General features: G+C 50.4%; 24 protein-coding genes. 17 read left to right on the top strand and 7 right to left on the bottom strand.

Annotation, left to right across the window (positions count from 1 at the left end):
• Positions 1-101: 101 nt before the first annotated feature.
• The gene (locus G5533_RS01980; RefSeq protein WP_441254367.1) at positions 102-698 is read left to right on the top strand and encodes an acetate uptake transporter; all 597 of its coding nucleotides are present in this window, start codon (positions 102-104) and stop codon (positions 696-698) included.
• Positions 699-779: 81 nt separating this feature from the next.
• Here G5533_RS01980 and G5533_RS01975 read toward each other — a convergent pair whose 3' ends face one another.
• Together G5533_RS01975 and G5533_RS01970 are read right to left on the bottom strand one after the other, a co-directional pair.
• Positions 780-1,544 carry a zinc-dependent peptidase gene (locus tag G5533_RS01975; protein WP_441254431.1) on the bottom strand — a complete coding sequence of 255 codons (765 nt, stop codon included), beginning with the start codon at positions 1,542-1,544 and terminating at the stop codon, positions 780-782.
• Between the two features lie 76 nt (positions 1,545-1,620).
• Positions 1,621-2,058, bottom strand: coding sequence for a GNAT family N-acetyltransferase (locus tag G5533_RS01970; protein WP_204483368.1), 438 nt, complete (start codon positions 2,056-2,058; stop codon positions 1,621-1,623).
• Positions 2,059-2,407: 349 nt separating this feature from the next.
• Between G5533_RS01970 and G5533_RS01965 the strand changes: the two genes are divergently transcribed.
• Entirely contained in the window at positions 2,408-3,907 is a 1,500-nt protein-coding gene (locus G5533_RS01965; RefSeq protein ID WP_421352235.1) for an alanine/glycine:cation symporter family protein, read from the top strand.
• A 183-nt stretch (positions 3,908-4,090) separates the two neighbouring features.
• On the opposite strand, the gene G5533_RS01960 is transcribed toward G5533_RS01965, so the two are convergent.
• Positions 4,091-5,077 carry a phage integrase gene (locus G5533_RS01960; RefSeq protein ID WP_441254366.1) on the bottom strand — a complete coding sequence of 329 codons (987 nt, stop codon included), beginning with the start codon at positions 5,075-5,077 and terminating at the stop codon, positions 4,091-4,093.
• Positions 5,078-5,851: 774 nt separating this feature from the next.
• Here G5533_RS01960 and G5533_RS01955 point away from each other — a divergent pair.
• Both G5533_RS01955 and G5533_RS01950 read left to right on the top strand, forming a co-directional pair.
• The gene (locus tag G5533_RS01955; protein ID WP_441254365.1) at positions 5,852-6,133 is read left to right on the top strand and encodes a hypothetical protein; all 282 of its coding nucleotides are present in this window, start codon (positions 5,852-5,854) and stop codon (positions 6,131-6,133) included.
• The gene (locus G5533_RS01950; protein ID WP_441254364.1) at positions 6,130-6,621 is read left to right on the top strand and encodes a TIR domain-containing protein; all 492 of its coding nucleotides are present in this window, start codon (positions 6,130-6,132) and stop codon (positions 6,619-6,621) included. The genes G5533_RS01955 and G5533_RS01950 overlap by 4 nt, the downstream gene beginning before the upstream one ends.
• Positions 6,622-6,669: 48 nt before the next feature.
• On the opposite strand, the gene G5533_RS01945 is transcribed toward G5533_RS01950, so the two are convergent.
• Together G5533_RS01945 and G5533_RS01940 are read right to left on the bottom strand one after the other, a co-directional pair.
• On the bottom strand, positions 6,670-7,578 hold the full coding sequence (locus G5533_RS01945) for a hypothetical protein (protein ID WP_441254363.1): 909 nt from the start codon (positions 7,576-7,578) through the stop codon (positions 6,670-6,672).
• A 368-nt stretch (positions 7,579-7,946) separates the two neighbouring features.
• Positions 7,947-8,642: a LexA family protein gene (locus G5533_RS01940; RefSeq protein ID WP_441254362.1), complete on the bottom strand. Its 696-nt coding sequence runs from the start codon at positions 8,640-8,642 to the stop codon at positions 7,947-7,949.
• A gap of 123 nt (positions 8,643-8,765) precedes the next feature.
• Between G5533_RS01940 and G5533_RS01935 the strand changes: the two genes are divergently transcribed.
• The 12 genes from G5533_RS01935 to G5533_RS01880 all read left to right on the top strand — a co-directional run bounded on the left by G5533_RS01935 (position 8,766) and on the right by G5533_RS01880 (position 15,451).
• Positions 8,766-8,963 carry a Cro/CI family transcriptional regulator gene (locus tag G5533_RS01935; protein ID WP_139390533.1) on the top strand — a complete coding sequence of 66 codons (198 nt, stop codon included), beginning with the start codon at positions 8,766-8,768 and terminating at the stop codon, positions 8,961-8,963.
• A gap of 21 nt (positions 8,964-8,984) precedes the next feature.
• Positions 8,985-9,254, top strand: a complete 270-nt coding sequence (locus G5533_RS01930; protein WP_108570490.1) for a DNA-binding protein — start codon at positions 8,985-8,987, stop codon at positions 9,252-9,254.
• Between the two features lie 37 nt (positions 9,255-9,291).
• Positions 9,292-9,801, top strand: coding sequence for a phage regulatory CII family protein (locus G5533_RS01925; RefSeq protein WP_139390534.1), 510 nt, complete (start codon positions 9,292-9,294; stop codon positions 9,799-9,801).
• A gap of 11 nt (positions 9,802-9,812) precedes the next feature.
• Positions 9,813-10,271 carry a hypothetical protein gene (locus G5533_RS01920; RefSeq protein ID WP_065402397.1) on the top strand — a complete coding sequence of 153 codons (459 nt, stop codon included), beginning with the start codon at positions 9,813-9,815 and terminating at the stop codon, positions 10,269-10,271.
• Positions 10,272-10,337: 66 nt separating this feature from the next.
• Positions 10,338-10,526, top strand: coding sequence for a hypothetical protein (locus G5533_RS01915; RefSeq protein ID WP_041204794.1), 189 nt, complete (start codon positions 10,338-10,340; stop codon positions 10,524-10,526).
• 2 nt (positions 10,527-10,528) lie between these two features.
• Positions 10,529-10,789 carry a helix-turn-helix domain-containing protein gene (locus G5533_RS01910; protein WP_421248772.1) on the top strand — a complete coding sequence of 87 codons (261 nt, stop codon included), beginning with the start codon at positions 10,529-10,531 and terminating at the stop codon, positions 10,787-10,789.
• Complete coding sequence (locus G5533_RS01905; protein WP_421347552.1) at positions 10,786-10,983, top strand: hypothetical protein; 198 nt, start codon at positions 10,786-10,788, stop codon at positions 10,981-10,983. Before G5533_RS01910 ends, G5533_RS01905 begins: the two co-directional genes overlap by 4 nt.
• Entirely contained in the window at positions 10,980-11,429 is a 450-nt protein-coding gene (locus G5533_RS01900; protein ID WP_234799760.1) for a hypothetical protein, read from the top strand. The genes G5533_RS01905 and G5533_RS01900 overlap by 4 nt, the downstream gene beginning before the upstream one ends.
• Positions 11,426-11,671: a hypothetical protein gene (locus G5533_RS01895; protein ID WP_075115566.1), complete on the top strand. Its 246-nt coding sequence runs from the start codon at positions 11,426-11,428 to the stop codon at positions 11,669-11,671. Before G5533_RS01900 ends, G5533_RS01895 begins: the two co-directional genes overlap by 4 nt.
• A gap of 3 nt (positions 11,672-11,674) precedes the next feature.
• On the top strand, positions 11,675-13,969 hold the full coding sequence (locus tag G5533_RS01890; RefSeq protein ID WP_441254361.1) for a replication endonuclease: 2,295 nt from the start codon (positions 11,675-11,677) through the stop codon (positions 13,967-13,969).
• Between the two features lie 68 nt (positions 13,970-14,037).
• Positions 14,038-15,093, top strand: a complete 1,056-nt coding sequence (locus tag G5533_RS01885; RefSeq protein WP_441254360.1) for an HNH endonuclease — start codon at positions 14,038-14,040, stop codon at positions 15,091-15,093.
• Positions 15,080-15,451 carry a nucleotide pyrophosphohydrolase gene (locus G5533_RS01880; protein ID WP_441254359.1) on the top strand — a complete coding sequence of 124 codons (372 nt, stop codon included), beginning with the start codon at positions 15,080-15,082 and terminating at the stop codon, positions 15,449-15,451. The genes G5533_RS01885 and G5533_RS01880 overlap by 14 nt, the downstream gene beginning before the upstream one ends.
• A gap of 283 nt (positions 15,452-15,734) precedes the next feature.
• Here the strand turns inward: G5533_RS01880 and G5533_RS01875 are convergent, their stop codons facing one another.
• Positions 15,735-17,432: a hypothetical protein gene (locus G5533_RS01875; RefSeq protein ID WP_441254358.1), complete on the bottom strand. Its 1,698-nt coding sequence runs from the start codon at positions 17,430-17,432 to the stop codon at positions 15,735-15,737.
• Positions 17,433-17,715: 283 nt separating this feature from the next.
• Between G5533_RS01875 and G5533_RS01870 the strand changes: the two genes are divergently transcribed.
• Positions 17,716-18,009, top strand: a complete 294-nt coding sequence (locus G5533_RS01870) for a hypothetical protein (protein WP_441254357.1) — start codon at positions 17,716-17,718, stop codon at positions 18,007-18,009.
• A gap of 288 nt (positions 18,010-18,297) precedes the next feature.
• Here the strand turns inward: G5533_RS01870 and G5533_RS01865 are convergent, their stop codons facing one another.
• The gene (locus tag G5533_RS01865) at positions 18,298-18,585 is read right to left on the bottom strand and encodes an ogr/Delta-like zinc finger family protein (RefSeq protein WP_441254356.1); all 288 of its coding nucleotides are present in this window, start codon (positions 18,583-18,585) and stop codon (positions 18,298-18,300) included.
• Between the last annotated feature and the right edge of the window lie 3 nt (positions 18,586-18,588).

Genomic DNA, 18,588 nt, shown 5'->3' with positions numbered 1-18,588 from the left:
TTTTACGATTTATCCCCCTTGCCCCCTTGCGGGCGCGCCACAGCCTGCCTAAAATCGCGCGTCTTTTGTTAACCCCCACCTCTATTTTTGGAGAACGCCACGTGAGCGAAAAATTGGCCAACCCTGCCCCTCTGGGTCTGATGGGTTTCGGTATGACCACCATCCTGCTGAACATCCATAACGCAGGTTTCTTCCCCATCAGCGCCATGATCCTGGCCATGGGCCTGTGCTACGGCGGCATCGCCCAGATCATCGCTGGCATCATGGAGTACAAGCGTGGCAACACCTTCGGTGTGACCGCGTTCACCTCCTACGGCCTGTTCTGGCTGAGCTTGGTGTTTCTGCTGATCATGCCGACCATGGGTCTGGCCGAAGCTACTCCGCACGCCTACATGGGTTGGTATCTGCTGATGTGGGGCATGTTCACCCTGTTCATGCTGGTTGGCACCATCAACTACCCGCGCGCCAAGCAGTTCGTGTTCGCCTCCCTGACCGTACTGTTCTTCCTGCTGGCCGCCCGTGACTTCACCGGCAGCACCCTGATCGGCACCATCGCCGGTTTCGAAGGCATCATCTGTGGCGCCAGCGCCATCTACCTGGCCATGGCCACCGTGATCAACGAGCAGTTCGGCCGTACCGTGATGCCGATCGGCGATCACAAGAAAGCCGCCGCCATACAGCTGAAAGCCGCTGCCTGATAGGCAAGCCATTCAGATTGTGAAAAAGGCACCCTTGGGTGCCTTTTTGCTATCTCGAATAACCGTTCAACAGATCGGTTATCAGCCAAGTGACTTGGCGTCCACCTCCCCCGCCAGCAAGCGGGTCGCGGGGAAACGCAGTGCGGGATCCTGGCTAAAGAACTGGCTCAGTTGCCAGTATACCGCGGGATAGACCTGCTGCAGCCGCAGCGGATCGGTAAAGAAACACTCGCAACTGACGGCAAAAAATTCGGCAGGATGTTCGGCCGCATAGGGATCGATAGCGGTTACCTCGTCCCGATCAAGCTGCTGGCAGAGCGCATCGAAGGCGCTCTGAAAGGCCTGTTGCCACAGCAGGCTGCTCATCTGCCCCGGCAACGGCGGCGCACCGTCCGCCTCACCACCCAGCATATCGAGTTTGTGGGCCAGCTCGTGGATCACCAGATTAAAGCCGTCCCAGTCGCCATCCTGCTGCAGTTCGCTCCAGGCCAGCACCAGCGGCCCTTGCGGCCAGGATTCGCCAGCGTTCTCCTCTTCAAACTCGCTCACCAGCCCGAACTCATCCTGTACTTCCTGACGCCGGGTCACGGGCTCGGGAATGATGATGATTTCGTGAAAGCCGCGATACCAGTCAAGGCCGAGGTGCAGAATAGGCAACGCCGCCTGCAGCGCCAGCACCGCCTGTTGACGGCGGCTGAGCTCGACCCCGATCAGGCTCAGGGTCTTGCGCTTGAGCAGCTGTTGCCCCAAGCCGATAAGCATTGTCTGCTCGGTGTCGCTGAGCCCTTGCAAGATGGGCACAGCCGCCAGCGCCTGACGCCACAGCGCCAACTCATCCTCACTCATGGGCGTTTGCGGGCGACCACCCAGCCATTTGAACCATCCCAGCACGCCTACTCCTTCTTTTGATGCAAAAAACAGGTTACAACAGTTTGACGAACCGTTTCGGCCGCTCCTGATAATCCTGCGCCAGATAGAAACGGTGGGCCGCCTCGCGCTTGAGGCTACTGGATAGCTCCAGCTGGGCGCAACCTGCGGCCCGCGCTATCGCTTCGGCGCCCTTGAGCAGGGCTGCGCCCACTCCCGCCCCTCTTGCCCCTTCATCGACAACCAGCGCCGAGATCAGGCCCCAAGCTGGTGCAACATGCAGCGGTGCCAGTTTGTGCCACACCAGCACACCGACCACTCTGTCGGCCAGGGAGGCGAGCAGCACAACGCTCGCGGGATCCGGCGCCAACAGGCGCGCCGTCACGTCAGCGCCTTCGGCAGGATACCCCAATTGGCTGAACAGGTGGGCGATGGCGCTCCCGTCGTCGGCCTCAGGGGGACGGATCGTCAACGTCTCAGGATCATTTTTCATTGTTGGCCTCATGTTTGCTTTCCATTGTGTTACGCCCGTCACATTGTCTGGCGCAGATCAACAAGGAGGATCTCATCTTTACTCATAGAAAACGCTGCCTGCCATTATCCCCCCACCCTTGTCAATTCACAAATTTGCAACAAGACAACATTTTTAGCTGGGAAGAATGGATGCAACTCGATATGTTACCTCCCATGCATGGCGCGGGTTTGCGCCCTGCCAAACCACTCGGAGCCACCCTCGTTTGCTTACCTCAGACTGTTAACAAATGAGCCCCTAACTGTGACAGAGAGCGAGGCCAAGATCTCGCCAAGACAGCGCCACAAACACAACAAAGGAGTTGTTGTACATGAATGAAATCGTCAATGCCATCAATGGTGTAATCTGGAGCCCTGCGCTCATCTACCTGTGTCTGGGGGTCGGTCTTTACTTCTCCCTGCGCACCCGTTTTTTGCAACTGCGTCATATCAAAGAGATGGTGCGCCTGATGTTTGATGGCAAGAGCACCGATGCCGGTGTCTCCTCCTTCCAGGCGCTGGCCATGACCCTGGCCGGTCGTGTGGGTACCGGTAACATCGCCGGTGTGGCCACCGCCATCACCTTCGGTGGCCCGGGCGCCCTGTTCTGGATGTGGATGGTTGCCTTCCTCGGCGCCAGCTCTGCTTTCGTGGAGTCCACCCTGGGTCAGGTTTACAAAGAGAAGATCAACGGTGAATACCGCGGCGGCCCGGCCTTCTACATCGAGAAAGGACTTGGCATGAAGTGGTACGCCTGGACCTTCGCCATCGCTACCGTCTTCGCCTGCGGCGTGCTGCTGCCGGGGGTGCAGGCCAACTCCATCGGTTCAAGCCTGCAGACCGCCTTTAATATCGATCCGAACGTCACAGCCGCCGGTCTGGCGCTGCTGCTCGGCTTTATTATCTTCGGCGGCGTCAAGCGTATCGCCAGCTTCGCCAGTACCGTGGTGCCCTTTATGGCGCTGGGCTACATCATCGTGGCTTGCGTCATCATCGCCCTCAATATCGGCCAGCTGCCGGGCGTGATCCTGCTGATCTGGAAGAGCGCCTTCGGTCTGGATGCCGGTTTCGGTGCCATTCTGGGTCTGGCCATCATGTGGGGCGTGAAGCGCGGGGTCTACTCCAACGAAGCGGGTCAGGGTACCGGGCCGCACGCCTCCTCTGCTGCGGCAGTGAGTCACCCGGCCAAGCAGGGTCTGGTGCAGGCGTTCTCCGTCTATATCGACACCCTGTTCGTCTGCTCCGCCACCGGCTTTATGCTGCTGATCACCGGTCTCTATAACGTACAAGGGCCGGACGGCGCCGCCATCTACACGGGTATTGCCGGTATCGCAGCAGGCCCGGGCTATGTGCAGACCGCTATGGAGAGCATGATGCCGGGCTTTGGCAGCATTTTCGTGGCTATCGCGCTGTTCTTCTTCGCGTTCACCACCATCGTTGCCTACTACTACATCGCCGAAACCAACATCGCCTACATCAACCGCAAGATAAATCGCCCCTGGCTCACCTTCTTGCTGAAGATTGCGCTGATGGCTGCCACTGTCTACGGCACCGTCAAGACGGCAGATCTGGCGTGGGGCATGGGTGATATCGGAGTCGGCCTGATGGCATGGCTCAACATCATAGCCATTCTGCTGCTGCAAAAGACCGCCTTCACCTGTCTGAAGGATTATGAAGCGCAGCAGGCACAAGGTATTGACCCCGTATTCCACCCGGAGAAGCTCGGCATCAAGAACGCCGATTACTGGGTGGGCAAACGCTCCGAAGAGAACTTGGAGCGGGAGAAATCGGGCCATCAGTTCGAGCCGGATCAGGATCGCAAGATCTCCTAAACCGACACGAAATAACCGTTCGATAAAAATGGCAGCCTCGGCTGCCATCTTTATTTCTTTAATTTCAACGAGTTATATTAATATCAAGGAGTTAGGTGCCACATAAGGGGACACTTTGGGACGTGAAAAGACACCAAAATTGGCAAAATGTGGACACTTTTTTCGGCCCATTCTCGGGGAAGATCAAGCTGGTTGAAGATGGTTTTCCAGCGGGTTAAAGCGGACCGCGTCATTGAGATAATCCGGTGCAAAGTGGGCATAGGTCATCGTCTGATGAATGTTCTGATGCCCAAGAATTTTTTGTAGGGCCAGGATATTGCCACCCGCCATCATGAAGTGAGAAGCGAACGTATGGCGCAGCACATGCACCGCCTGTCCTGCTGGCAGATCTGGGGCAACTTGCTTGATCACGTCACGCACCAGCAGATAGTCAACGTCTTTGAATAACAGGCCACGGTGAATACCCTGGGTGATCTCCTTCGCCAGTGCGGCCGAGATGGGCACGGTCCGATTCTTGCCGTTCTTGGTGTTGATGTAGGTAACCCGGCTGGCAATCACATCATCCCGCCGCAGTCCTGTCGCCTCGCTCCAGCGGGCACCGGTGGCCAAACACAACTTGACCACTTTCAGGTTGTCACCAGTCAATGCTGTCAGCAGGCGACCAATCTCCTCATGGGTGAGATACCCCATAGCTCGGTCTACCTGTTTGACCTTTTTCAACCCTTTAAGCGGGTGCTCGTTGTGGTAGTGCCCCAATGCGATCAACACCGAAAAGACGCCGCTGAGCCTATCCTGCTCCCAGTTGAGCGTACTGGGCTGGCACCCCGCTTGCAGACGTTGCGCCCGATACTCAGCAAACAACAGGCGGTTTATTTGCCGGGCCTGGGGATAGCCCAACGCGGCATCCAGTTTGCGCAGTCGGGTAATGGCATTTACTCCCGACTTCAGCGTCTGGCCGTGGTAGCGCCACCAGAGTTCGATGAGCTCGGAGAGCGTCCGGTTATCTGCCGGGCGCTCAATCCACTCTTTGTTGTGTTCAGTGGCGATCACCCAGCGCTCGAACTGCTGAGCCTCGGACTTGGTCTTGAAGCGCTTGCGGATCCGCTTACCGTCCCTCCCCTGCGGGCGGATATCGACCAAGTAACCCTCAGGTGTAGATTTGATGCTCATCGTCCATCCTTATACTGGAAGGCGCTCACCGCTACTTGCGGTCCACACATCGACACCGTCCCCAACCACTGCTCTCTCACACGTATTCCACTTCCATTGAAGAACTGTGTTTTTATACAGTTATCAATGGTTATGAACAATGTTTACCTGTTGAAACTTCATACATGGAAGAGTTGAAGATGAGGGTTACTAGGACTGTAACTCTCCATAGCCTCACTGGCTACGAGTCCTCCTTCCTGTGAGCAACCAACCACTAACCCGTAATAACCTTTCAAAATGATTTTTGCTCACATAAATGAAAGGAAATATATAGTGCTCACTCATCATCATTTGACACCCAACACTGAGTTATCGCACTATAGACAAAAACTTTGAGTATTAAAAATGAATGACGGTTTTATTTATCCACTCGTTAACAATGTGATAAAGATTTTAAAGTATTTAAACCTTGTTGAGTACTTTAAAAAAGTAGCGACATCAATATGCCTATATAATTATAGGGAGACAGGTTCCCCAACCTCAAATGAGATAAAAAAATATTGTAATTTCGCAATTGATTTTTATCAGATATTTAAGTGGGCAACATTATTTTGGCTATGGTTCTATATTGATGAGTATGTCGAAATAGAATTACATACAATATCATTCAAAATTGATACCTCATATTTTGCATGGTATTTAATAGTAACTAACTTATTTACATACTTTTATTATCATGTTTGGGGTAGTCCACATTTACAGCTACTAACAAGGGTTACCATGAACAGGCGATTCATGAATACTATCCTTGCGATTGCATATTATATTACTGCTTATGCCTATCTTTATGAAGTCCACTTTGCAGCATATTTTTCATGGCCAAACAACATAGTCAGCCATATTAATGCTTTGTATTTGAGTGTATCTAATGCGTTAACTTTTTCTCATGATGGTTTTGATGCCATCAATAACAGAGGTAGATTTATTTTAATTAGTCAGGCTGTCAACACATTCATATTTCTAACAATAATCATAAGCAATTCAATTCCCAATCACTTTAAAGAGGAAACAAGATGAGCTATCGCAATAAGACATATATAATTTTTGATGCTGACACGGATATGCATTATTATCGATTAATGACTGCGTGGAAAGAAAATGAGAAAGTTGACTTTGATTTTCATAACGCACATTTATTTAATAATCTAACTCCTCTAGCATCTGAAGAACAAATTAAAAGAAAGTTAAGAGAACGGATGTCAAATACAAAGCAAGTAATAGTTCTTGTTGGTGAGAAAACTAAAAACCTACATAAGTATGTTCGATGGGAAATAGAAATAGCCCAAAAGCTTGACTTACCAATAATTGCAGTCAATATAGACAAAGCAAATGGTTCTACAGGTAAAACCCCACCAATCCTGAAAAACTCATATTATGTCTCAGTGCCTTTTGAATTAAAAAAAATCAAATATGCTTTGGATAACTTCCCGACTGAATATCATAAAAATAAGTCTGAGGGACCATCTGACAGATATTATAATTGGAGCAACATCTCATTGAGCTAACTTATTGAAAAAGGCAAGCTATTTCTTCCCCATAGCTTGCCTTTATGATTAGACTTCAAGTCTACGTATAATTCTATTAACTATATCCACTTTCAATTTGTCAGACATATTAGGGTGGCGTTTATTTAACTCATCGAAACAATGCGTAGATATAGAGCTCTTATCTTTAAGATTTACATTAGTTCCGCCAAAATACAATGAGGAATAGAGATCTTCCAAAACCAGATTGATCAGACCAGCTGATGGTTCATCATTTTTATACGTTTTACGTTCGGATATCGAATCCACATCATTAATAACTGAATTGTTTCGACTCAGCTTCTTGAGCTCTCCCATAATTTCCTTTAATGAGGACATCATAAACTCTTCCTTTCCAACAAACTCAACTTCTATTCCTACGAGTTTCTTTATCTTATAATTGCTCAAAAATGGAGAATAATTAGGTTGCTGAGAAGCATCAAGAGTCATTAGTGTTTTTTCTTTTAGTTCTTTTTGAAACTCTAGAATTTCAATGTAATTCAATGACCTTGGGTATTCGATATGATATATGTTTCCAACATCAAAAGTATATGGCGTTTCTCGATCTTTTATAATTACAACTGGTTTATCAAAGGCAAGTCTCATACCAAGTTCAAACATTACATTTGGATTTCTAGAACTAACATCACAAATGACGATATCATTGGCATATACATTAGTTACAATATTGTTGTGTATTACATTTACCTCATCAGACTCACTAACCATTTTAACGTTGAGATCTGTCTCTATTAGTGCAGCACAAATAATCTCCCTCACTTGGCGCCAATGTTCTGCAGAACCACTCTCATTTGTAGATATCGGCATAATTAGACCACATGTCACTTGTTGAGCTTGTGGTTGCTGCTCTACAACACCATCAACTTGTTCAGTAGCAGCCTGCTGTGTTGAGGGCACCTTTTTTTTCGAAACAGTCATATATATTTTCCCTATTTTATAGCGCACTATTGCATTGCATTTTAAATTATAGAGCTATCTGAACTGTTGGGTATACCAATGTCTATTTTTATAATCGAACCAAATCAACAGCTAAGTAGTAAAAAGACGCCTATACAACAAGCTATTCAGCGTCGCATAACGACATCTCCACGCCTAACACCTCTGCGTGATGTCAAGAATTAGTGTAACTCCATGCTGATGGAGAGCTCTATCTCGCCTTCGTTTCATCAGTCGCACTGAGCATGTGGGATGATAGATTATTAATTAGATTTGATTTACTCATTAACAGCGTCACTGACGTTGTTATCGATCACGCCTCCGAGAATTAATAATCTAAACAGGGCGCATTAGCGCCCTGTTTGTCTTTTTCTATATGACCTGTGTTCTACCATCACGCCGATGATCTGGATGTGCTGCCGGTCAGAGTGCATGGTGGGATAATCGTCATTGAGGGGGACCAGTTCAAACACCTCTTGGCCGTTCTCGTCGATACCGCGGGGTCGGTATTTTTTGAACGTAGCCTCGTTGCTGCCGTTCTTGGCCACGACATAATCCCCTGGTTGGGGTGACTCATCAGGATCAACGATGATGAGATCCCCTTCCTTGAATAGTGGCACCATGGAGTCACCACGTAACCACAGGCCAAAGCCGTATGGGCCGATCTCGCCACCTGCCGATACATATTCGACATTGCCATCGAAGGCAGTGGCTTGCTCGCACATCTCGCGCCAGTTGCCCGCCTGCACGTAGCTCAGAATCGGGATCCGCTTACCCTGATAAATCACTGCTGGTTCAACATTGTGATAACCAGGTATCCGTTGCTCCACAGACGAACTTGGGGCGTCCCCTTCACCTGTCAAAAGCCAATCTACCGTGACTCCTAGCGCAGCAGCTAACTCATTGAGATAGCGACCATTAGGCGTGTTTTCTCCCCGCTCCCATTGACTAATGGAAACGCGTGATACACCTACCCGTGAGCCAAGAATCTCCTGGCTATACCCGAGTCTCTTACGTGTCTGCTTGATGCGTTCATTTATTTTCATGTAAGCAATCTTACAAGTTGCTTTCGTAGAATTTCTTGTCTTTTTTGTAAGTTTTTCCTTGCAATCATGATTCACCTAGCTTTACATTTGCTTTCGAAAGTAAACCTTACAAGGTGGAGTGTGATGAAGAAAAAAGACGCAATTGACCACTTCGGTGGCACTAACAAATTGGCACAAGCACTGGGCTGTAAGCCTCAAGCCATTTCTCAATGGAGTGACTTTGTTCCCAAAGGCCGCGCCTACCAGATCGAGGTACTCACTGGCGGCAAGTTAAAGGCCGATTCGCGCAGCACCCCGCAACAACCCACTCCTTGTGTTTGAACCCCCTAAGAAGGATTCATCATGACAACTCGAATCAAACCTATCCGCATCCCTAGTGATGTAAGCCAACTACCGCTTGATTACCCCTTTGGTAATCGCGTCAGCGAAAGCCTGAAGGAGTACGCCGACCGCCAAGGTATTAGCCTGGAAGCGGTCAAAAAACGTGCCGACCGCGGCCAGTTGCCCATTTTGCAAGACGGCCCGGGCGCACCTCGCGAGGTCAATCTTTACGCCCTGTTCCTGAAAGCCCGTTATCAGGCTGAGCGCTACGTCACCATGACGCTCGCGTGAACCTGCAAACACCATAACGGGTCAAGGAGAACCTCGCATGTTTACCGAATACGCCAGCAAACATCCGCACTGGATCAGCGCCTGCCAACGCTTTGCGGCCAGTCACAACATGGCCGAGATCGCCCAGCGAGTTGGCATGAATCCGCAGCTCCTGCGCAACAAGTTAAACCCCGACCAACCTCATGAGCTGACGGTGGCCGAGTTGATTGCCATTACCCAGGCGAGTGAGGGGGATGAAACCCTGTTCGATGGAGCCCTGTTTGGCTGTGGTTTGACGGCCGTGGCCATCCCACAGGCTGATCGAGCGCCTTCCCTGCCCCACCAGGCCATCGACCTGAACGCAAAGATCGCCAGCATTGGCCAGCGGGCGCTGGAGCTGACTGACCGCGGCCGGATCACCCGCTCTGAGCGCAATACCCTGGTGAGCGTGGCCACCTCGGCCATGGGGTCACTCGCCATCCTGATCCACGACATTGAGGCCCGCTTTCAGGCGGTGCCGACCCTGGCCTGTGCGTCAGACATCCTGATGCAAACCATGACCATGTAAGGAGGGAACCCATGCAAACCCAACGCATTGACCATCAACAACGCAATCTGGCTGGCCTGACGCCAGAAGAACAGGTGGCCATGAACACCGCCGGCTGCATGTTGCTGCGCGAGATGTTCGGCAAGAAGCGCTCGAGCCTCGACACCGACTGGCTGGCACTGGGCCAGGCCAAGAAAGCGGCCATCTGTGCCATCGCCCGCCAGCCTCGGGGCGAACTGATGAGCGCCACGCTGTCGGCATTGCCGCATGCGCAGCGCGAGGCGATCCGCCTTGCGGTGATTGCACTGGAGTACCAAAGCGAATTTCGCGGCGGCTGTGACACCAAGGTGTGGCACCCGGCACCGGTCACCAGATCCATCAGGGATATCGAGAGGGAGAAGAAAGAGAGAGCAGCAAAGCTGCGCATGAAACGCGCGGTGCTGGCAGCAAGCCAGATGACCGGGCAAGGCCCACGTCCTATTGGGCAATAAAAAAGCCCGCATTACGGAGCTGCAACTCCAAGCGGGCCTCTATCAACAACGTATGAGGAAGTCGACATGGCAACTTTAGCGATCCCCTGCGCACTGCGCAACCTTCGCATCCAACAACGCAAGCTGACGGGCCGTTATGGCGCCCGTCTTAGCCAACACCCGGACGGGGTTGCGCTTATGGAGCGGTCAACCGCACTGGCTTGGGCTTCTCTGTTCAGCCGCATCAACCCCTGCACCACTCAACAAGGAGCCTGACCATGAACGCACAACCAACCCAAATCAACCTGCTCAACCACCATGCCGCCAAGCGTCTGCGCCAGTTGCGGGAACAGTTGAGGCTAAGCCGTCCCAAGTTTGCCGCCCTGCTCGGCATTCCGCCCACCACGCTCAAGAACTACGAGCTGGGATACCGCGAGATCGGTGGTGGCCTGTTCCTGCTGATCGCCAACCACCCGGAGCTGAAGCGCCATGTCGATTGGCTGCTGACCGGTATCGCCACGCCGGAGGTGCAGGCATGAGCAAGATCTTCCATCCCATATCCGAGCAGGAGGCGCTGGCCGAGTTGCCACGCCTGCGCCAGCGGCTCACCGCCAAAGCCCGCAACTCCTCATGCCTAAGAGGAACTGAGGGTAAAACCTTGTTAGCCCAGGCAAAGCGTGCCCTGCGCTGGCATCAGCTGTTTCTCAGCATTAACCGGAGGGCCTGCCAATGAGCGACATCATCAAGATTGCCCGCCAGGCGCCCAAGGTGGTCGAGGGGCTGCTGGCCGATATGTTCGCCGCCAATGCCGAAGATAACCGCATCGCCCTGGGCGGGGTTTACTCCGGCCAGCAGTACATCCAGCTGCAGCTGGTTGCGACCAGCAACCCGGCTGATCTGCTCGATGATGACGGCGACGAGGACGATGAAGAATCCGCACCACTCCCCGCACACAACCCGCTGACCACCCACTGGCTGGCAGCTCGCGCTGAGTTTATCGCTGCCGGCGGTGAGGCCAGAGGCGATCGGGATATCCCCCGGGAGCTGCTGGCGCTCGGTGCGGTGCGCTCTGTCTATTGGCTGGCACTGGGTCAGGGCGCGACAGCGCTGGCCAAAGAGATCGGCGAGTGGTGGCAGGAGTGCGCGCCACTGCATGGGCAAGGTGAGGTGATCAAGTGACCCATCACCTGCAGCAGGAACTGACCAGCCTGATGTATCGCTGGCAAGAGGCCTATCGGGAAGACGCAGCGCGGCTGCGTCTTTATCAACGGGAGCTGGCCCATGCGCGCCAGCTACCTGCCCGCCCCCACGTCAGCATCAAGCTGTTGCTGCGTCAGTGCGCGGCCGCTCGGCGAATGAAAAACCATGCCCAGCAGCGCATCAGTGGATGCCTGTTTCGCATCAAGACGTTATCCGCTTAACGCATGACCAAGCTCACCACCCGGCTGCCGCTGTCGAGAAAAGCACAGCTGCAGCGCGTCAACACCCTTTGCAACTCTCTGCCCGGCGTCAACTTTGACGCCGTTTTTGGCGGCCCACGCGGTCAATACGATCTGCTGTGGGCCATCCAGCTGCTTGATGGCCTCTCCCCCGAGTTAACCCGCGACCTGTTCAAGCAGTATGCACGGCGCCGCAAGGATTGCAGTTTCACCCATTGCCGAGCGGCCAATATCTGGCTGCGTGAGCGCACACGCTGGGTGCACCAGCTGCTCCACTCCATCCCGGTCAACCCAAGGGAGATGCGCGATGAAGAGGGCCGCAAGAAGGTGGCCCACCAGTTCGCCAACCAGACCGCAGCCATTTACAAGAACATCGAGCAGGGCATTAAAGACGGAGCCGAACCGGATCTGCTGCAGACCTGGGAGCTGATGCGCCAGCCTGCCGACCAGTGGGGCTTTATCGGCAAGATGCCCAAGTTCAAATCCGACGAGGTGCGGGATAACTGGATCCTGAGCGTGATGGTGCGCCTGCTTTCTGCCAAGTGGTGGGAGAAGCGCATCAACCGCTGCTGGGATCGGCTGCAGGAGCAGATCAACATTCTGCTCGGCAAGGTACGTAAGGGCGTGTCGGCTTATGTATCGAACGCCACCATGAAGGTGGTGCGCGAACGCAAGCGGGCCATGATGCGCTGGCTGGCCGAGTCGGAAGTGATCAACGAGCAGTATGACCTGGTCGTGTCGATGAAGGATTGCTGGGAGGCCAGCAACGCCAACCCGGTGAACCGCCGCAACGAAATGATGGTGCGTGCGCGGGGGTTCAATGACTATGCCGAGGAGCAGGGTCATGTGGGGGTCTTCTTCACCTGGACAGCGCCGAGCCGCTTTCATGCCTGGACACAAAAGCACAACGGCAAAGCGGTAGAGAACAAACGCTATCAAGGGGGCACACCGCGGGAGACCTGCGCCTATCTGGCCAAGCTATGGAGCCGCGCCAGAGCCGCCCTCAAACGGTGGAACGCCCCCGTTTATGGATTTCGCGTGTGCGAGGCTCACCACGACGGCACCCCGCACTGGCACCTGCTGCTATTTATGCGCCCGGAAGATCGCAACCGGGTGATCGGCATCCTGCAACGCTATGCCCTGACCGATGACCACGAAGAGCTGGTACGGGATATCAAGGGCGCCCCACCCTTTACCGACTTTACTCCCCGCTTCGACTGGAAAGAGATAGACCCGGCCAAGGGCGATGCCGCGGGCTATATCGCCAAATACATTGCCAAGAACATCGACGGCGCCTACCTGGACGACGACGAAGAGGCTGGCACCGCAGCCGATGAGGGCGCCCTGCATGCCGTGGCCTGGGCCAGTTGGTGGGGCATACGCACCTTCCAGCAGATCGGAGGCGCCCCGGTCGGGGTATGGCGCGAGCTGCGCCGCATCAGCAACGCCAAGAAGCATGCCGATCTGGTTGGCCCACCCAAGCCCGTGCTGCAAGACCCACGCTTTGAGGCCGCACGCTTTGCCGCAGATAACGGCATCTTTCGCTGCTACCTGCACGCCATGGGCGGCGCACTGGCCACCCGCGCCGAACACCCGATCAAGCTGGCCCACCTCATTGAGGAGCAGGCCAACAGCTATGGCGAAGACATCAAGCGCCTGATGGGCATTACCTCCGCTCGCCTTGGCATCAAGACCCGCCTGCAAGGGTGGGAGATTGTGCCTGCCGGTACCCATGAAGCCAGGAAATCCGCCGAGGCTGCAGCGAGGGGGGTTGGGGTTAAGACGGGCGACAGCCCGGCACCTTGGAGCTCTGACAATAACTGTACGCAGCCAGATCCTGATGCCTTCGCAGACCAGATCATGAAGGAACAATGGGGGTTATCGCCCTTCTCCATCGACCGGTTACGGTCAGGTGCCAGCGTAAGGGAGGATGGTTTCACACTGTGGCTGGAGAATGGACAGGTACAGTCGAGCCGAGCGCTACCGAGCGAGCTGGATTGGCAGCTGGAGGGACTACAGCCTGCCGAACAGGACCAACCTGATGAATACGCGGTACCAGAGGGGGATAAGGACTGGCCGATGCTGGTTGAGCTGTGCGGCAAGGTTTACCAAGCGCAGGGGCATACCGGGGCGCACCGCTGGATCGAGATGCTGCCGCAGCCCTATCAGTCAGAGATGTGGCGAGTGCTGGAGGGAATGGATACGCCGGAGTGGAGGAAGGAACAACACAACTGCATCGAACAGGTGTTCGTAGAGGGTATCAATAGTCCGATGCTATAGAAAATGGTAAGCTCCTTAGATAACATTTGCGAAGACTATTCTCCCTCAGAATCAGGTGTGCTTATATAATGGCAAGGAAAATTTGGACTGTTGGTCTACGAAATGATGAGAGAACTGCTGAAAACATTGAAATTGCATTAGAACATTCCATATGGGGTATGATGAATGCAGGAGAACACAAGAACATAAAGGCAGGAGACGCTGTTATTTTTCTGATTGGCGTATCTATAAACAATATTGATGATATGCGTGACAACCCTCTCTATGCCGATCCGAACAACATTTTCCCAAACTATAAAAATGAATTATTATCAAGAGAGTTCATTGAAGAATTTAAATTTAAGGTTGACTCAGTTCTTTATGGGGATATAAATACAAATTTCTTTATTGATAACTCTGAGGTTTGGCCACCAAGAGTAACGAAGAGAAATGATAAAAAGACAGGGCAAGAGATAACCAAAGAAAACTATTATGCTAACCGTTTTAAATGGACGCTGACTCACCAAGCATCAGATGTGCTGTTAGCCTCTACTCAGACCAACATTGAGTTTCATTCGAACATAATTAAGGCTCTGCGTAGTAAACGTTTGGAGCAATCAACAGTTACTGACATTGAAGAAGAGTCACTCATATCATTATTAAATGAGATTGAACCTAGCACTCCAGATGAAGATGAGTATCAAAGTCTTGTAGAAAAACTGCCTGCAGTGTCTCTCAAACCTGGCCCCATAGACGTTCCCCAAAAACTGAATAGCAATGCAAGTGAGAATGGGAAATGGAACAGAAAAGGCTCCATTGCAAAAATTGCACTTGAATCAGCGAATTTCGATTGTGAAGTAGATCAAACACACAAAACGTTCACCTCGAGAGTAACCAATAAAAATTTTGTCGAAGCACACCATCTGATACCTATGGAGATGCAAGATAAAATAGAATTTAGTCTTGATGTCCCTGAAAACATATTATCCTTATGTCCAAACTGTCACAGTATGTTTCATCATTCACATACGGTCGATGTAAGAAAACTCCTCGAATATTTCTTCAATCAGCGCAAAGACTGTTTAATAGGAAGAGGAATAAACATTACTCTTGATGAACTGGTAGGATTTTATGTCAAAAACTAATAATCACAGCGAACGAAATCATGAGTTTCTGAAAGAGCAGTTAAGGCAGTTTGCAAAAAAAAGAGACTGGAATAAATTTCATAATGCTAAAAATTTATCTATGGCTTTATCAGTGGAAGCTAGTGAGTTAGTAGAAATTTTCCAATGGCTGACGGAAAAGGAAAGTGAAAACCTAAGTGAAAAACAACATATAAAAGTAGAAGAGGAGCTAGCAGATATATTCCTATATCTCTTGAGGATATCGGATGTTGTGCATGTTGATCTCTTTGATGCAGCAAATAAGAAACTCCTTATAAATGAAAAAAAATACCCGATAGAGGACTCTTTCGGGAATGCAACAAAATACTCTGAACGGTAGCTTTTAGGCATAGTTAAACAAGGTATTTGTAGATTAATAGATAGGGAAAAGGAACTGACTAGACCTGCCAATAAATTAGTTAATACAACATCTCCCAATGAAAACTGTAGAGCTCCTAACATTTATCAGGAGCTAAATAAAAATACTACGGCTACGAAAGTGGCCTTACTTCATAGCAAGAGGCTGTGCTCTGTAGGAACAAATGCGCTACCAGCTTAAATCATGCCAGAAACACCTTCAAATAGCCAAAAATGATCTTTGCCCACACCCCAAAAAATCATACTTACCCCTCCTCCTCTCCCCAACCTATGTCAATATTCAGCTCAACCAATTTTTCTAGTCTACCGAATGAATTAGCATGGTCGATACGTAAAAATGAACTATCCTTTGGGGTTGGAATATTAAACTTTTCACAGAGATATTTCTTTAATTCATTCTCGCCAATTTCAGGAGAGTTAGATAGAATTTCCCTCAGCATAGCTGCGATAGAAATAATTCTATCTACATCAAAATTACCGGCAATATCACACCCGGTGAAGTTACTTAAAATTGTAACAAACTCTTTATAACGTCTGATTAAATCTATATTTATGGGCCAAAGAAGACCACTCTGAATTTGTGTGAGATTTTCAGCCCGGCTAGAAAGTTGACCTTTAACTGTTGATGCTAACTCTGTTTTACACCATGAACGCATGCGCTCATAGTACTGTTTGACCGTAGAGTTCGTTGTAGTTATATCTGAGCGGCGTGAGGAGTATTTTTTTGCTGCCATGAATGTTGTGAGTTTACCACAACGTCGTTCTTTCCAAAGCCATTGGCTGAATTCCACTCCAATTAACATCACTGTCGCATTAACACGTGCTTTACAAGGAAAATTCAGCATAAAAAAATCATCGTGCGTCCAGCGCAACGTATTTTGCAACGCATCCCATATAGGGAGAGACAAACGCATCTCGGAGCTAAAATTCATAGTGTTATCACTGGGCATGGCGGACTCAATAGCCCTCTCCAAAGCTAGATAGAACACCGCGACTTGATCTCGTCTAACACAGCTCTGCAGGTCTTTGACGCTGAATTTCAGCGTAATAACTTCCTGCTCGTGCTCGGGCTTAGGGTCGCCGGGAAAAGCTATAGTTTCTCGGTCTGTCATTGCGACGAGCGGAAAGTCTGGATTCTGTAATGGGTGAGCGAGGCTAAAACCAATAGAGGCAGAGACAGTATTGATTCTGTTAACCACATCGATGGCAATTAACTCATTCATTTTCTCGCGAATTACACTGATCTGAGCTGCACAGAGTTTCTTATCGCCAGCAGGGCTGTCTATTTCACCTCGTTGCAACAGTGTAAATAACGCCTGCGTCTTCAATTCTTGGAAAGGTGTTTCAATCCATTTCCGCAGATCAAACATTGAGTCAATTAGTTCGGAATGAAAGATCATTGCTCGAATTATAGCTTCATGAGGGTAGTGCATGCGCCAATTATTGAGGTTTTTCCAGGGGAAATTTATGCAATCTATTAGACCTGGGATTATTTCACACACGATCTTTTCATAACGCTTTTGTGAACCATTGAAATCACGCTTGCTTACACGGAGGTTTTTACCAAGCTGGGTCAAGTACACGCTCTGAGACTGACCTCCATCCATTGCAGTAAAAAATGTGTGGAGCACATCTAGGCGACGCCTGTCTATGGAAGGCTGAGGATTCCAGTACTGGTTCTCTCTTAGACCATAACCTCTTATGTCCTTCAGTGCGTAGTCAATGACCAACGGATCTCTATAAACTGCTTCAGCAAGCTCAACCAACGCGGTGAGATGTATCGCTGCGCCATTCTTGTTCGCCTTAATGCGCTCAATGACCATCAACAATTGCAACCATTCCGATAAACACGCCTGAGCGCAATCAGTGAAGTCATTTGTGGCAGGTAATCGAGTATCAGTGGCTAATTTTTCAGCGATCAACATGTATTCTTGAGTGATCAAAAACATATCCTCTGGCCGGTTCTGACAAGTAGTGAATGCCGCTTAAGACATCTACACATACAACAATACACCCATGATATTGCAAAATAACCACAATCGCCACAAATGAATACATAAAAATGAATGGCCATATCCAAAAATAATAAATTTTATTGATTTGGATATTTTTATTTTTTTTTCATTTTCAAATCCACTTTTAAGGCATTGATTTTTCTTGTTTTTTCTCATTGAAATCTGATTTTGTTTTCAGGTAAGGTTGTTTTGAAAATCAACAGGAGGTTTTATGTCAACATTCGCGGATACCTATTTGGAAGATCTGTTGGAAGGCTTCTATAACAAGATGAAAATCGCCCGTGACACCTTGCGGGTTAGCAACGACGGCTATCAAATTCTTTGCGCCATTCAGGATTATGGCGCAGAACAAGTTGTCATGACTCTGGCAAAGATTATCGCGGAGGAAGAAGGGAGCAATATCATTGTGGCGAGTTCAAAAGCCTCGATGTTCATTCAGTACGTGCTGAACTCCGCTGCTGATAATGGTTACGGTAAACGCGTCCGCAACAGACTCAAGGGTTAGTCTGTCGCAAACATCAAATTTGTCCCTTAAGATAAATCCCCATGTATCACATGGGGATTTTTTTAATGTTAATTTTCCTCAGTAATTTGAATCTTTCGTGATCCTCCATCTCAGCTTTGACATACTCATCACTCAGTAGATCAAGCCAGTGGCTTCAAGGGTTTGAAGGGTTTGAAGGGTTTGAAGGGTTTGAAGGGTTTGAAGGGTTTGAAGGAACAATAAAAGATCGCTTTCGCTCTATTCGGCCTATGTTGGCGGGTGAATATACCTCCCTCCAATCGCGCAGAATCATGGGGTACCACACATGAAACGTGCAGGATCGTCGCTATTACCACCCAGTCCTTTCAATACCAACTGCCGCCCCTCTGGCGTCAGTGACCCCATCAAGCTCAACACCAGCTGGTTGGTAGTCTTGGCCGAGGGGCTTAGGGTGTGAGCGAACGACAGAGTGGCCACCCAGCTGTGGCCGCACTCTGCATCGGTACACTGGCAGTAGAGATCCGAGACATCGTCGCTCAGTCGGTTGGTCTTGGTAATGCGGCCCCGCTGGCCACACACTTTGCAATAAACCCGCATTAC

Origin of the sequence: Aeromonas sp. A600620 (genome assembly GCF_029479985.1) — a bacterium.
Taxonomy (GTDB): Bacteria; Pseudomonadota; Gammaproteobacteria; order Enterobacterales; family Aeromonadaceae; genus Aeromonas; species Aeromonas veronii_A.
Note: the sequence above shows the minus strand (reverse complement) of the source record. Positions and strands in the feature narration are given on the sequence as shown.